This is a genomic window from Flavobacterium inviolabile (assembly GCF_013389455.1).
Classification (GTDB): domain Bacteria; phylum Bacteroidota; class Bacteroidia; order Flavobacteriales; family Flavobacteriaceae; genus Flavobacterium; species Flavobacterium inviolabile.
The window spans coordinates 1,590,467-1,606,176 of record NZ_CP058278.1; the positions used below are offsets into that span (position 1 = coordinate 1,590,467).

The following is a 15,710-nucleotide window of genomic DNA, read 5'->3' on the forward strand; positions in this document are numbered from 1 at the left end:
TAATATGAAATCAAAAATATATCAAATAGCCTTTTTTCTTTCTTTGTTCATACTAGGTTCCTGTGAGAAAAACGAGCAGGTGGCTCAACAGCCTTTTGTGGTGTCTTTTGAAAAACAATCAATCGATTTCTCGTTAATTCATGACGAAAGAGAAATGAAAATGATTTTCTCGGAACCGGCAAAAAATGATGGAAAAGTTACGGTAAAAATATCGCCTACGAATGCCAGTTACGGAGTGGATTTCAGTACTGTCCCGGCAGCTGGAAACGGTGTGATGGAACTACCTTTTACAAAAGGACAAAGCGAACTGAACTTTACATTCAAAAACTTAATTTACCCTTTTGATACAGATGATAAATCTATTTTGTTAGAAGTTATCGCGATCAACTATGTAGGGGAAACATCCATTCAGGGTTATACAACATCATTGGTTTCTTTCCAGAGATCATTAGGAGCGACACTTTTACCGGAAGTAGGCGGACCAAATGAAGGCGATCAGGTTTTTGTGGATTTAAGCAAAGACTTTATGTCGAAAGCGAGAAGAGACAGCTGGGATCTTGGATTTTATTCCGGGAACCAATTTAGAGTGACCATAAACGGATCGGTCTATATGGCAGTGAAAAAATTAGAGGAAACAAATATTGATGCGGTTACGGAAGCCAGTGTAAGTGCTTTTAAACCTTTGGTTGCTGTGGGAACTTTTGAGCAGTCCAATATGAATTATGTAGATGCACCAAACGGAGATATTAACCAAACGGCAATTGCTGCAATCTCGGCTAATAATGCCGAAAACCATGTGTATTTGGTAAACATGGGATATGAAGTTGGAACAACTGCTCCGGCACCGGGAAGCGTTGCTATTGCAGGAAATCCAAGAGGCTGGAAAAAAATTAAAATTCTTAGAGACGGCGATAGCTATGTATTGCAATATGCCGATTTGAACAGTACAACACACCAACAGGTTACGATTGCTAAAAACCAGGATTATAACTTCACGTTTTTTAGCCTGAAAACTCAAAACATTGTAAATGTAGAGCCGCAAAAAGCATTATGGGATCTGAGCTTTACCGTATTTACAAATGAGATTGCCGGTTCCGGTTCTTATGGTTATTCTGATTTTGTTGTGAATAACCTTAAAGGTGGTGTAAAAGGTTACCGGGTGAATGTATCGGGTAGCGTTAACTATAACAATTTCGGTATAAATAATATCGTTGAAAGCAATTTCTCTGACGATCAGCGTGTAATCGGAGCGGAATGGAGAGATGTATTCAACGGAAGTGCTTTTACAGACCGATTCTATGTAATAAAAGATATTGACGGAAACTACTATAAAATCAGAATGCTGGAGTTCTTAAATGAAAGCGGAGTGAGAGGGTATCCGAAATTTGAATATAAACTTGTACAATAATCATAAATTTTTTTACCATGAAAAAAAGAATACTATTTTTAGCAGCAATACTGGTCAGTTCATTTGCAAGTGCTCAGGCTGTTCAACAGGGTACTGTGACAATGGGACCTGCTTATGCTAATCAGGCATTTTTTAAGTTCTCCAATCCTACAGCAAACAATGTTTACCCTCACAGTTCCTGGGATCTGGCTTTTTACAGAAAAAGCTCTTTCTCTTTTGCTACGAGAATAAATGATGCTAAAGGAATTGAGATCTACCAGGTTTCCAATAATATCAGTAACTGGGCTACAGTTGATGTAAGTACAGCGGCTCAGTCAAGCTGGACAAGACTTTACAATAGTGATACTGTATGGACAGAAGGAGCTTTAGAGCAAGGTACAGCTACTTACGGATGGGGAGAATACAACCCGGCGAATCACCATGTAACAGGAAGTATCATTTTTGTTTTGAAATATCCTAACGGAACATACAAAAAGTTCAAAATGGATGATTTCTTTGCTGGATATACTTTTACATATTCTACATGGAACGGTACGGCTTGGGGTGCAGATCAGACTCAGGTGGTATCCAATACTTCAAACCCGAATAACATCTTTAACTATTTCTCTTTAGAGACAAATGCACCGGTTATTGCTGAGCCTGCAAGTGCAGATTGGGATTTGATCTTTACAAAATTCACAACAGATTATCCAATGGGTGGAAGTACTACAAAGTACCAGGTAACAGGTGCTTTACACCATCCGGATGTTAAAGTTGCAAAAAATAATGAGCCGGGAGGAGTAATGAATACTGCTAACCTGAATTTTGCTACAGCAATCAATACTATCGGGTACGACTGGAAAACATTCACAGGAAGTACTTATACTATTGACGGGAATAAAGCCTATTATGTGAAACTGGCTAACGGAAGTGTTTACAGAGTAGTATTTACAAGCTTTGTAGGTTCCAGTACAGGTGTTATTACATTCAACTACCAGGACGTTACTGCTTCTTTAGGAACAGAATCATTTGAAGATAAAATAGCTTTCGGAATTTATCCAAATCCGTCATTAGACAAAAAAATCAACTTGATTTACGATTTAAAAGAAAATATGGATACCAAGAATAAAGTGAGTATTTACTCGATGACTGGAGCAAAAGTTTTTGAAACAGCAATCGATAATACACAAGGCTTCTACAATAAAGAGATTAATTTATCTTCTTTGGGAAGCGGTATTTATATATTGAATCTTGAGGCGGGAAATAATGTTATTACTAAAAAAGTAATACTTAAATAGTTTCCCTATTGAGTAGTTAGTTTAAATGTTTGTTTTTGTTTTTAGAAAGAGATTTCAATTATTTGAAATCTCTTTCTTTCGTTTATGAAGCAACCGTTTTCAGGATGTTCACAATGGAACTGCTAATGTATTGTATTCCGATAGCGATAACAATAAAACCAATTATCCTTGAAATGGCAACAATTCCGGATGCTCCCAGGATTCGGGATAAATAATGGGCACTTCTCAGAATAATAAAGATAGACAGTGCAACAGCTAAGATCGCAGCGCAAACAATAGCTTTTTCATATACTTCCTGAAAGTCCTGGTAAAAGGCAATTAATAAAGAAATAGAGCCCGGTCCGGCAAGCATGGGTATTGCCAGTGGCGTTAAAGCGATATCGCTTCTTTTTTGGGCATCGTTAGCCACTTTTTTATTAACCCCTCTGGTTTTGCTGAATTTTCCCGATAACAGGGCAAATCCGGAGTTTACAATGATCAGTCCTCCTGCTATTCGTAAGGCATCGATACTGATGCCGAAAAATTTCAATACATATTCTCCGATAAAGAACGAGATAATTAAGATTATAAAAACATTTACGGCAGTCCATAAAGACGTTCTGGAACGTTCGGCTTTTGTGTCGTTATGGGTTAGTCCCACAAAGATAGGAACGGCACCCAAAGGATTCAATACAGAAAATACAGCTGCAAAAATGTAAATAAATAATTCCATAGTTTTTGTTGCAAAATAAAAGGTTAATATCTCAAACTACTTTAGGTGAGTGTTATCTCAAAGTTATGATAAATCAATGTTATATTGTATTGGTAATGTAAGAAAATCAGCGATAATTATGTAATTTTAGGGTAATAAATCGCAGCAGTATGAAAACATTGGTAATAGGGGCTTCCTCAAATCCGGAGCGTTATGCTTATATGGCAGTAAATAGTTTGCTGAAACACCAGCATGAAGTAGTGGCAATCGGGCAAAGAAAAGAAGTAGTGGCCGGTGTGGCAATCGAAACGGAAAAAGTTCCGTTCGAAGCGGTACATACCGTTACCTTATACCTCAATCCGCAACGGCAGAAAGAATATTATGAGTATATCATCAGTCTGCATCCGGAGCGTGTTATCTTCAATCCGGGAACAGAAAACCCGGAATTTTACAGTTTGCTGAAAGCGAATAATATCGAAATGGAAGTAGCCTGTACTTTGGTACTGCTGGCTACAAATCAGTTTTAAGCGGTTTTACCGGCAGCCGGTTTGCTGATACACAACAATAAGATAAAAGTGATCAGTCCGTTTATAATGATCAATTCGTTGTCGAAAACATAATCTCCGAAAAACAATTTGGAATTCTGGCTTAATAAAAAGGTTAAGGCCGGTGAAAGGATACAGACAAAAGGAACTAATTTGTCGTGTACGGTCTTGTTTTTCATAAACAGCCCGAAGCTGTATAGTCCTAATAACGGACCATAAGTATAGGAAGCTATCCTGAAAATCATACTCACTACCGAAGCATCATTGATCTGATTGAAAATGATAATCACAAGGAACATCAGCAGGGAAAAAGAGATATGCACCAAATGACGGGTTCTGACAATATTCGGCTTATTGGCATTTTCGGCCTTGTCCATTCCCAGGAAATCCACACAGAAAGAAGTTGTTAAGGCGGTCAATGCCGAATCGGTTGTGGCAAATGTAGCGGCAGTAAGTCCTAATAGGAAAACAATCGACGGGATAAGCGTTAAGTGATTGAACGCGATTTCCGGAAATAGTAAATCCGTTCTCGGTTTCCCGGTTAATGCATCCAGAGGAACGGAAATACCGTTTTTAGAAGCATAAATGTATAAAAGGGCACCCACACTAAGGAAAAACAAATTGATGATCACGAAGATCCCGGTGAAGGTAAACATGTTTTTTTGTGCTTCGCCAATATTTTTACAGCTCAGGTTCTTCTGCATTAAATCCTGATCCAGACCAACCATGGCAATGGTCACGAAGATCCCGCCTAAAATCTGTTTGATAAAATGGTATTTACTGCCGATAAAGTCGTCAAAGAAAAAGATTTTGGAATAGTTGCTCTCCTTGATGGCTTCAAAAGCCTGAACAGCGTTGTAATCCAGACTGTCACAAATAAAATAGATGGTAAAAAATACCGAGGATACCAGGAATAAGGTTTGTAAAGTATCGGTAATGATAATCGTTTTTAGTCCGCCTTTATAGGTGTACGCAAAAATTAAAGCTAACGAGATCAAAACGGTAAACGAAAACGGCACATTATAGAAATCGAATACAAAACGCTGTAATACTATCACGACCAGGTACAGCCGGAATGCCGATCCGATAGTCCGGCTCAACAGGAAAATCGAGGCAGCGGCCTTGTAACTGTAATGCCCCAGCCGGTTTTCAATATACCCGTAAATCGAAGTAAGATTCATTCGGTAATACAGCGGCAGCAGTACTTTTGCAACGATAATAAACCCGATGGCATTTCCTAAAACAAACTGAAAGTATTTGAATTGCTCTCCGTTTGGCGAACCTACTTCTCCCGGAACCGATATAAACGTAACTCCCGAAAGGGCCGTTCCAATCATACCAAAGGCTACCAGATACCATTTGGAGTTTTTATTCGCTTTAAAGAAAGCATCATTACTATGGTCTTTTTTGCTTACCAGATTGGAGATTAAAATCAACAAACCGAAATAAACAATAATAATGGAAAGTATGGTAAATGGTGTCATTCCTTAAATTTTAGAGTGAGCCAAAATACAAAAAAATGTTGTTGTGGAATCATCTTTTTCAAATTAGCAACGACTTAAAAAAATCAAATTAAAAGAGTATTTTTGTACCTATGGAATTCTCTTCGAAATTATTGGAAAAAGCGGTTAATGAAATGTCGCAATTACCGGGAATCGGTAAACGCACAGCCTTGCGTTTGGTACTGCATTTGCTGAAACAGCCAAAGGAACAGACGGCATTACTCACAACGGCTTTATTGCAAATGCGGGAGCAGATTAATTTTTGTGCGCAATGTCATAATATATCCGATGAAGAAGTCTGTCATATTTGTGCTAATCCGTTGCGGGATCAGTCCGTTATTTGTGTTGTTGAAGACATAAGAGACGTAATGGCTCTGGAGAATACCGGTCTTTTTAAAGGATTGTACCATGTACTGGGCGGGAAAATTTCACCTATAGACGGTGTTGGACCCAGCCAGTTGAATATTACAACCCTGGTTGAAAAAGTAAAATCCGGAAACATAAAGGAAATCATTTTTGCATTAAGCTCAACGATGGAAGGCGATACAACCAATTTCTACATCTACAAGCAGCTTAAGGATTATAATATTGTTATTTCGGCAATTGCGCGGGGAATAGCAATTGGTGATGAATTGGAATATGCCGATGAGGTGACACTCGGAAGAAGTATTTTGCATCGTATTCCTTTTGAAAATGCTATTAAAAATGCATAGGAACTTTAAAAAATTAACTTTTTAAGGTAAACGTATATTATTACTGTAAAATTATCGTTTGAAAAACTATATTTGTTTCTTCAAAAATCATTGGAATGGGAAAAACATTTTGGGTGTTATTAGTAATCGGAATTCTTTCGGTTTCGTGTGTTTCTAATAAAGACTTATTGTATTTGCAGAATTACAGCAAGGATACACTTTCAGTAGCTGTTAATCCGGTTATATCCAAACCTTACCGCGTTCAGACAAATGATGTGCTGAGTGTAAAAATAAAAGCCCTGGATCAGAAATTAGTAGACATGTTCAGTCCTTCGGCTTTGGGATCTACCACGCAAACGACAGAAACGGACCAAAGTCTCTATTTTAATGGTTTTACGGTAAATGATCACGGGAATATCCGGATGCCGGTTCTGGGTGAGGTAAATGTTTTGGGATATACCCTGGACGAAATTCGCCAGAAAATTGAAAAACAGCTTTTAGAAGAATACTTTAAAAAAGAAGCTAATATTTTTGTTGATGTCAAACTGGCCGGTTTGCGCTATACCGTTAATGGAGAGATTACTGTGCCGGGAACCAAAACACTTTATCAGGATAAAGTGACCATCATGCAGGCCATTGCAAACTCCGGAGATATTACCATGACCGGTAACCGAAAAGAAGTTGTTGTGATACGCCAGTATCCGCACGGAACGGAAATGCATACGATCAATCTGACGGATGCCAAAGCGATGCAGTCGCCCTTTTATTATATTCAGCCAAATGACTATATCTATATAAAGCCGCTCAAACAAAAATCATGGGGTACCGGAACAACGGGTGTCCAATCTGTGGCAACCATCATCACGGCGCTGTCATTGGTGACAACAACTTTATTGTTATTTAAAAATTTATAAAGCGTATGCTGGATCCCAAGGACTTCACGTTGTTTGAAAATCAGAATAATTTTGACTTTAAAGGTTTTCTTTTAAAAATAGCCAGCTATTGGAAATGGTTTATCGTGAGTTTAATCATTGCTTTCACGATAGCCTATCAGGTTAATATCCGTAAGGAAAAAATCTATGGCATGGAAGCTTCCATAGTGGTAAAAGATGAAAACAATCCTTTCTTTACGTCCAATACCAGTTTGGTTTTTAATTGGGGCGGAACTTCAGATAAGGTACAAACGGTTATCAATACGTTAAAATCAAGAACCCATAACGAGTATGTAGTTGATAAACTCCAGTATTACATTGATTACCTTAAACAAGGGGAATACACTTTTCAGGATGTTTATGGAGAAGTCCCTTTTTATATTGCGATTGATAAAAATAAAGGACAACTGGCAGGAATTCCGGTTCAGATTAAGTTTCTGAATGAAAAGGAATATGAGTTAATAATCCCTTTTGGGGAAACTTCGGTAACGACATTTAATTATGCGGCAAATACTACTCAAAATGTAGCCGTAGTTCCCGGTAATTTTGTGAAACGATACAAAGTTGGAGAAACGGTTCAGCTGCCATTTTTAAATTTTAAATTATTCATCACCGATAATCCCGGGATGTATACCGGTAACGATTATTATATCCGTTTTAATAGTTTTGATGCAACTGTAGGAGGCTATAAAGGACTAAATGTGGAAGTCGATACAAAAGCGGCGTCTATAATCCGGCTTTCTTTACAGGGAACAAACAAAAAAAGATTAGTAGATTATTTAAATGCTACCGTAGAAGTACTGAGAAAAAAACAGCTGGATAGTAAAAACCAGTTTGCTAAAAATACGATTGCCTTTATTGACAGTACTTTAATTGCCATGGAAGGACAGTTAAAGAACTCCGAAAAGGAACTGAAGGATTTCAGAAAAGATAAGAATGTTTTTCAGCTACAGGGTGGCGGTGAAAAACTGACGGAAAAACTGACGGACTTTGATATCGAGAAAGATGCTATAGCCAGAAAGATGAATTACTATAATTCCCTTAGTAATTATCTGGTGAGCAGTACCGATTATTCGAAATTGCCGGCTCCAACGGTTGCCGGTATTGAAGATCCCAACATAGTGATGAATGTGGCCAAGCTGATTCAGTTTTCGCGGGAGCGTTCGGAAATGGCATATTCTGTTAAAAGCCAGAAGATATTTGAAGAGTTCGATAATCAGATGGATGCTACCAAGAGAGTATTGCTGGAAAACATAAACTCGGCAAAGAATGCTATAAAGATTGACCTGGGAGTTATTAACAGAAGGATAGGAGAAGCAGAAAGCACCATCAAACAACTGCCGGAAGAACAGCAGGAATTGCTTAAAATTACCAGAAAGTACGATTTGAATGATAATATTTACAGTACTTTTCTTCAGAAAAGAAGTGAGGCAGATATTGTAAAAGCTTCCAATGTGTCCGACATCGAATTTATTGATGCGGCTAAGGATGTTGGCGGAGGCCTGCTTGGTCCTAAAACCAGTGTGAATTATATTCTGGCATTGCTGTTGGGAATATTGATTCCGCTTTTAATCGCATTTGCAATTACCCTGCTGGATACTTCTATTCACAATACGGAAGATATTGAAAAATTAACCTCCATTCCGATAATCGGAGTTGTCGGGAAGAAGAATACCGAAACCAATATGGCTGTTTTTGAAAGGCCAAAATCACCGCTGTCGGAATCTTTCCGTTCCATTCGTTCTTCGCTTCAGTTTTTATATAAAAAACAAAAGGTTGACGGTACCAAGACTTTAATGGTGACTTCTTCTGTTGGAGGCGAAGGAAAAACATTCTGCTCTATTAATATGGCGACTGTTTTTGCTTTAAGTGAAAAGAAAACGGTTATTGTCGGGCTTGATTTAAGAAAACCAAGAATATTTGGAGATTTCAATATTGAAAATAATATAGGAGTGGTAAACTACCTGATCGGGCAAAAAACAATCGGGGAAATCGTTCAGCACACACATGTTCCTTATCTGGATGTGATTACTTCCGGGCCGATTCCGCCTAACCCGGCGGAGCTCATTATCAGCCAGGCGATGAAGGAAATGATCGAGGAGTTAAAAACGATATACGATTACATTATTCTGGATACTTCTCCGGTTGGATTGGTATCGGATGCTCTGGAACTGGCACAGTATTGTGATGCTACTATTTATGTGGTCAGACAGAATATCACGAAGAAAGGTATGCTGGCCATTGTAAATGAAAAACACCGAAGAGGCGAATTGAATAATATCAGTATCGTGCTGAACGGTTATGAAAGCAAGGCAAAATATGGTTACGGCTACGGTTATGGCTACGGCTACGGAACGTATGCCAATGGTTATGTAGAAACAGAAAAAGAAAAAACACTCTGGGAAAAAATCAAAACACAAATTTTTAAGAAGAAGTAATGATAACTGAAAATACTGAGAAAGATAAATGGCTGTATGAGATTACTCCTAAAGCGAAATTACTATCGTTTGATTTTACCGGGATCTGGCAATATCGTGATTTGCTGATGATGTTTGTGAAAAGGGATGTGGTTACCTATTATAAGCAAACTATTTTAGGGCCGCTTTGGTTTTTAATCCAGCCTTTGGTTACTTCAATTATCCAGTTTATTGTCTTTTTTAAGATCGCAAAATTAGAATCGGACGGAATACCTTATTTTTTATTTGCCTTAGCAGGAAATACACTTTGGTTTTATTTTTCGGAATGTTTTAAAACCACTTCCGATACTTTTAAGACCAATCAGAATATTTTCGGGAAAGTATATTTTCCCAGAATAATCATGCCGCTTTCTACTACGATATCCAATTTGCTCAAATTCGGAATTCAGTTCCTGCTTTTTATTGCCGTTCTGGGCTATTATATTTTTAAAGGCTTTGCAATTGCTCCACAATGGACCATACTGTTTACACCCTTGTTGTTAATTGTAATGGCGCTGATGTCATTAGGACTGGGGATGATCATTTCGTCGCTTACCACGAAATACCGGGATCTTACTTTTGTGGTTTCCTTCGGTGTTTCGCTATATATGTATATCACACCGGTTATCTATCCCACTTCTCAGGTTATAAAAGAATTACCGGCAGGTTATGACTGGTTGGTATATGTTAATCCGCTCACGAGTATTTTTGAGTTTTTTAAATACTCTTTTCTGGGAAAAGGAACCTTTACTATTCTGGGATTGGCTTATTCCGCAGGAAGTACATTACTTCTTTTTCTAATCGGGTTAACCATATTCAACAGAACAGAAAAAAGCTTTATTGATACCATATAATTTGGAAAACCGATATCCGGAAAAATTAAACACATTCAACTATATTTGTACACTCTTATTGAAGCCCGGATTTTTGAATCAGATAAAATGGATGGAAAGGAAAATAAGAGGATTACTATAAAAACATACTTGACAATTTTTTAAGATGAATATAAAAAAAATATGCTGTATTGGTGCAGGATATGTAGGGGGACCTACGATGGCAGTTATTGCTCAAAAATGTCCTCATATCCAGGTTACTGTTGTGGATTTAAATGAAAAGAGAATTGCAGCCTGGAATGATGAGAATGTTGATAATATTCCTATTTATGAACCGGGTTTAGGCGAAATCGTAGCTTCGGCAAGAGGACGTAATCTTTTTTTCTCAACAGAAGTTGATAAAGCAATTGATGAAGCCGATATGATTTTTATTTCGGTAAACACGCCTACAAAAACGTATGGAGTAGGGAAAGGAATGGCAGCCGATTTAAAATATATTGAATTGTGTGCCCGCCAAATTGCAAGAGTTGCGAAGAATGATAAAATTGTTGTTGAAAAATCTACCTTGCCGGTTCGTACAGCAAGTGCTATAAAAGAAATCTTAGACCACACCGGAAATGGCGTGCAATTCCAGATTTTATCCAATCCTGAATTTTTAGCAGAAGGTACAGCTGTTGTGGATTTATTATCTCCGGACAGAGTACTGATTGGTGGTGATACCACAGCAGAAGGGCAAAAAGCAATTCAGCAGCTGGTGGATATCTATGCTAACTGGGTTCCGGAAGAACGTATTTTGACGACTAATGTATGGTCTTCGGAATTGTCAAAACTAACCGCTAATGCTTTTCTGGCACAACGGGTTTCCTCTATTAATGCCCTGTCGGAATTATGTGAAAAAACCGGTGCTGATGTAAATGAAGTAGCAAGAGCAATTGGAATGGACAGCCGTATAGGGGCTAAGTTCTTAAAATCATCTGTTGGTTTTGGAGGTTCCTGCTTCCAGAAAGACATACTGAATCTGGTTTATATTGCTAAATCGTATGGATTAAATGAAGTAGCAGATTATTGGGAACAGGTTATCATCATGAATGACCATCAGAAACGCCGATTTGGTAAAAACATTATCCAGACCTTATACAACACCGTTTCCGGAAAAAAAATAGCTTTCCTGGGCTGGGCATTTAAAAAAGATACAAATGATACCCGTGAATCTGCAGCAATATATGTGGCTGATGATTTATTAAGCGAGCGCGCAGAAATTGCGGTTTACGATCCGAAGGTATCGGAAGATCAGATTTTCTCTGATCTGGATTATCTGGAAACAAGATCGGAAGCAATGAACAGAGCCGGATTAACGGTTGACAATGATCCTTATGCTGTTTGCAATGGTGCTCATGCTATTGCGATATTAACGGAATGGGATGAATTTAACACGTATGACTGGCAGCGCATTTATGATAATATGTTAAAGCCGGCATTTATTTTTGACGGAAGAAACCTTCTTGACAAGGAAAAATTAACCCGGATAGGATTTATATATCAGGGAATAGGTTCCTAAAAATACTATAGCGCCTATTAAAAAAGCCTTTCTTTTAACTAAAAGAAAGGCTTTTTTGATGTTATGATATTGGTGTATTTTATTGATATATAGAAAAGTAGTATAAAAATTTTAAGAAATTGGTTTTGTTAAAAAATAACGAGTACTTTTGTTGCTCACAATTGCTGTTATGTTAGAATCATTAATTACTTCGAAAACCCGGTTAAGATTGCTTGTTAAGTTTTTTATTAACGCAGCAAATCAGGGACATTTACGCGGTTTGGCCGAAGAATTCAGTGAATCGACCAATGCGATACGAAAAGAACTGAATAACCTTTCTGAGGCCGGTTATCTGGAAAAGGAAGCGATCCGGAATACTATTTCTTACAGGGCCAACATCAAACACCCGCTGTTTTTATTACTGCAAAGCGTGGTGCGGAAGACCATCGGACTGGATACCATCGTGGCTACAATTCTGGAACGGATGGGAGAAGTTCAAAAAGTTTATCTGGTAGGCGATTATGCCGAAGGAAGGGATTCCGGAACGATAGAAGTAGTTATTGTGGGGGAAGTGCTGAATGAGGAATATGTTGAGCAATTGGCATTTAAGATAGAAGGAGAAATAAAGCGAAAAGTGAAATTTATACTTTCCAAAGATTATAGGGAAGAAGGGTTGTTGCTGTTTGGAAACGAATTGTAAATTTTGTTTTCAGGGCAGGCAATTGTTTGGGTAAAATTGCGTTAAGTAGAACTGAATTAATAGGAATTAAACGAATAAAAATAATGGATAGAATACTAATTACTGGCGGGGCTGGATTTATAGGCTCAAATTTGGTAGAGTACTTTTTAGGTAAAAACTACCATGTTACCTGCCTGGATAATTTTGCAACAGGTCATCGCCATAATATTGCACCTTTTCTGGAAAATCCTGATTTTAATTTAATTGAAGGTGATATCAGGGATTTGGCGACCTGTCATAAAGCTGTAGAAAATGTGGATTTTGTACTGCATCAGGCAGCATTAGGCTCGGTGCCGCGTTCTATTAATGATCCTGTTACCAGTAATGCAGTAAATGTATCCGGATTTTTAAATATGTTGGTTGCTTCAAGAGATGCAGGTGTAAAGCGATTTGTTTATGCAGCGAGCTCTTCTACTTACGGGGATTCGGAAGCTTTGCCAAAAGTGGAAGATAAGATCGGGAAACCATTATCTCCTTATGCCATTACAAAATATGTAAACGAGCTTTATGCAGATATTTTCAGCAAAACGTATGGTCTGGAAACGATAGGATTACGCTATTTTAATGTGTTCGGAAGAAGACAGGATCCAAATGGTGCCTATGCAGCTGTGATTCCAAAATTTGTAATGCAGTTTATGCAGCATGAAAGCCCTGTTGTAAATGGTGACGGAGAATATTCCCGTGACTTTACCTATATCGATAATGTGATTCAGATGAATGAGCTGGCAATGACCACAAAATCACCGGAAGCCATTAATACGGTATACAATACGGCTTATGGTGACAGAACGACTTTAAAGCAGCTGATTCAGTATCTGAAAGAATTTTTATCGGAGTACGACCCGGAAATAGCCAATGTTGAGGTGGTATACGGACCGAACAGAGCTGGGGATATTCCGCATTCTCTGGCCAGTATTGAAAAAGCAAAAACAAAATTAGATTATAATCCGAAATTTTCAATCAGAGAAGGGCTTAAGGAAGCGGTTTCTTGGTATTGGAGTAATTTAAAATAATAAAATATCAGTTATAATGGATAATAAAATTGCAGTTATAGGTTTAGGTTATGTAGGCTTGCCATTGGCAAGATTATTTGCAACAAAGTATGCAGTTGTTGGTTTTGATATTAATAAGGCACGAATCGCTGAATTAAATTCGGGGCAGGACAGTACGCTTGAAGTGGATAGTGAAACACTTAAAGGAGTATTGGTAGCCAAAAATCACAACTCAAAAGGGTTGTATTGTTCTTCGGATTTAGAAGATATTAAAGATTGTAATTACTTTATTGTTACAGTGCCTACGCCTGTTGATAAACACAACAGACCGGATCTTACTCCTTTGTATAAAGCCAGTGAAACGGTGGGTAAAGTGCTGAAAAAAGGAGATATTGTTATCTATGAGTCAACCGTATATCCCGGAGTAACGGAAGAAGAATGCGTACCGGTACTGGAAAAAGTGTCCGGACTGAAATTCAATGTGGATTTTTTTGCAGGCTATTCGCCGGAGCGTATTAACCCGGGAGATAAGGAGCATACAGTAGAGAAAATCTTAAAGATAACCTCAGGATCTACTTTGGAAATCGGACAAAAGGTCGATGAACTATATAAAAATGTAATTATTGCCGGAACGCATCTGGCACCTACTATAAAGGTTGCAGAAGCAGCGAAAGTAATTGAAAACTCACAGCGTGATATCAACATTGCTTTTGTAAACGAACTGGCAAAGATTTTTAATATTCTGGAGATCGATACCCAGGCAGTTTTGACAGCAGCCGGAACAAAATGGAACTTTTTACCTTTCCGACCAGGATTGGTTGGCGGACATTGTATTGGTGTAGATCCTTATTATTTAGCGCAAAAAGCACAGGAAAAAGGATACCACCCGGAAATTATCCTTGCCGGTCGCCGTTTGAACGACAGTATGGGCGAATATGTAGCCTCACAGGTGGTAAAACTGATGATTAAAAAAGGAATACAGGTAAACGGAGCCAAACTGTTAATGATGGGTATTACGTTCAAGGAAAACTGTCCTGATGTACGTAATACTAAGATTGTTGATGTTATAGCAGCTTTAGCCGATTATGGTATTGAAGTGAGTATATATGATCCTTGGGCGAATCCGGCTGAGGTGAAGCACGAATATGGATTGGTTACCAGCAATGAATTACCATCGCAGCAATTTGATGCAGTCGTTTTAGGAGTAGCGCATAAGGAATTCTTAAATTCTAATCTGAATACTTTGCTAAAGGAAAACAGCCTGTTGTATGATGTGAAAGGAGTTCTGGAAGGTGAAGTGGATGGGAAGTTATAATTTTGTTAAACCTAATAGTTAAACAAATATATGATTACGACAAAAAGAGAATACAATTACTATCTAGAGCAGGATAGATTGGCTTCAAGTATCAATGGGAAAGGATTTTTGTATCAAATCAAGGCTTTTTTATTTCCCAATTATATTTGGAAGTTTATAAAACTTATGCGCAAATATGAATATCTTAAAAATTCCAATCAAGGACTGTTTGGAAAGATACAACTCATTTTTGTCAGGATAGCTTATAGGAGAATATCCCTTAAGTTAGGGTTTTCTATTCCGATAAATGTATTTGGACCAGGTTTGTCAATTCCACATTATGGAACTATAGTTGTCAATCCGGCGACAAAGGTTGGGAAAAACTGTCGTTTACATGTTGGGGTCAATATTGGAGCAAGTTCGGGAAGTTCAAAAGCTCCTGAAATTGGCGACAATGTATATATAGGACCAGGGGTCATAATGTATGGGGATATAACCATAGTAAACAATATAACCATAGGGGCTAATTCAACCGTAAATAAGAGTTTTACTGAAGAAGGGGTTGTTATAGCAGGTTCCCCGGCTAAAATTGTTAATACTCAGTTTCCAGTATGGTGGAAAAATAATCGATTGTCCTTATAAAACAGCATTAGTTTTATTAATGAAGTTATATGGAGTCAGCTTCATAATAATTTAAATTTAAAAAGAAGAATGAAATTTATAAAGCATATTGAGTAATAACGAAGATCAAACTCTGTTTTTTGATTGTAATTTGTAAATAAAAGCGATGTTTTATCTTTTATTTAATAGGG

14 protein-coding genes are annotated in these 15,710 nt (G+C 37.8%); 12 read left to right on the forward strand and 2 right to left on the reverse strand.

Features of this window, described 5'->3' with window-relative positions; genetic code table 11:
• The first annotated feature begins 4 nt into the window (after nt 1–4).
• Both HW120_RS06990 and HW120_RS06995 read left to right on the forward strand, forming a co-directional pair.
• Entirely contained in the window at nt 5–1,408 is a 1,404-nt protein-coding gene (locus HW120_RS06990) for an HmuY family protein (RefSeq protein WP_177732523.1), read from the forward strand.
• Between the two features lie 17 nt (nt 1,409–1,425).
• On the forward strand, nt 1,426–2,685 hold the full coding sequence (locus HW120_RS06995; protein ID WP_177732526.1) for a T9SS type A sorting domain-containing protein: 1,260 nt from the start codon (nt 1,426–1,428) through the stop codon (nt 2,683–2,685).
• A gap of 82 nt (nt 2,686–2,767) precedes the next feature.
• Here the strand turns inward: HW120_RS06995 and HW120_RS07000 are convergent, their stop codons facing one another.
• The gene (locus HW120_RS07000) at nt 2,768–3,397 is read right to left on the reverse strand and encodes a MarC family NAAT transporter (RefSeq protein WP_177732529.1); all 630 of its coding nucleotides are present in this window, start codon (nt 3,395–3,397) and stop codon (nt 2,768–2,770) included.
• Between the two features lie 149 nt (nt 3,398–3,546).
• Here HW120_RS07000 and HW120_RS07005 point away from each other — a divergent pair, with 149 nt between their 5' ends.
• The gene (locus HW120_RS07005; RefSeq protein WP_177732532.1) at nt 3,547–3,903 is read left to right on the forward strand and encodes a CoA-binding protein; all 357 of its coding nucleotides are present in this window, start codon (nt 3,547–3,549) and stop codon (nt 3,901–3,903) included.
• Here the strand turns inward: HW120_RS07005 and HW120_RS07010 are convergent.
• Complete coding sequence (locus tag HW120_RS07010; protein ID WP_177732535.1) at nt 3,900–5,405, reverse strand: sodium:solute symporter; 1,506 nt, start codon at nt 5,403–5,405, stop codon at nt 3,900–3,902. The two genes, HW120_RS07005 and HW120_RS07010, sit on opposite strands and share 4 nt — an antisense overlap.
• A gap of 110 nt (nt 5,406–5,515) precedes the next feature.
• Between HW120_RS07010 and recR the strand changes: the two genes are divergently transcribed.
• From recR to HW120_RS07055, 9 genes are all read left to right on the forward strand, one after another.
• On the forward strand, nt 5,516–6,136 hold the full coding sequence (recR, locus tag HW120_RS07015) for a recombination mediator RecR (protein ID WP_177732538.1): 621 nt from the start codon (nt 5,516–5,518) through the stop codon (nt 6,134–6,136).
• 95 nt (nt 6,137–6,231) lie between these two features.
• Nucleotides 6,232–7,029, forward strand: a complete 798-nt coding sequence (locus tag HW120_RS07020) for a polysaccharide biosynthesis/export family protein (RefSeq protein ID WP_177732541.1) — start codon at nt 6,232–6,234, stop codon at nt 7,027–7,029.
• A 5-nt stretch (nt 7,030–7,034) separates the two neighbouring features.
• Nucleotides 7,035–9,485 carry an exopolysaccharide transport family protein gene (locus tag HW120_RS07025; protein ID WP_177732544.1) on the forward strand — a complete coding sequence of 817 codons (2,451 nt, stop codon included), beginning with the start codon at nt 7,035–7,037 and terminating at the stop codon, nt 9,483–9,485.
• Complete coding sequence (locus tag HW120_RS07030; RefSeq protein WP_177732547.1) at nt 9,485–10,357, forward strand: ABC transporter permease; 873 nt, start codon at nt 9,485–9,487, stop codon at nt 10,355–10,357. Before HW120_RS07025 ends, HW120_RS07030 begins: the two co-directional genes overlap by 1 nt.
• A gap of 145 nt (nt 10,358–10,502) precedes the next feature.
• Complete coding sequence (locus HW120_RS07035; RefSeq protein WP_177732550.1) at nt 10,503–11,894, forward strand: UDP-glucose 6-dehydrogenase; 1,392 nt, start codon at nt 10,503–10,505, stop codon at nt 11,892–11,894.
• 169 nt (nt 11,895–12,063) lie between these two features.
• Nucleotides 12,064–12,573 (forward strand): ArsR family transcriptional regulator, encoded by a 510-nt coding sequence (locus HW120_RS07040; RefSeq protein WP_177732553.1) that lies wholly within the window; start codon nt 12,064–12,066, stop codon nt 12,571–12,573.
• An 83-nt stretch (nt 12,574–12,656) separates the two neighbouring features.
• Nucleotides 12,657–13,625 (forward strand): SDR family oxidoreductase, encoded by a 969-nt coding sequence (locus tag HW120_RS07045; protein ID WP_177732556.1) that lies wholly within the window; start codon nt 12,657–12,659, stop codon nt 13,623–13,625.
• A 16-nt stretch (nt 13,626–13,641) separates the two neighbouring features.
• On the forward strand, nt 13,642–14,919 hold the full coding sequence (locus HW120_RS07050; protein WP_273246386.1) for a nucleotide sugar dehydrogenase: 1,278 nt from the start codon (nt 13,642–13,644) through the stop codon (nt 14,917–14,919).
• Between the two features lie 30 nt (nt 14,920–14,949).
• Entirely contained in the window at nt 14,950–15,540 is a 591-nt protein-coding gene (locus HW120_RS07055; protein ID WP_177732559.1) for a serine O-acetyltransferase, read from the forward strand.
• Nucleotides 15,541–15,710 lie beyond the last annotated feature (170 nt).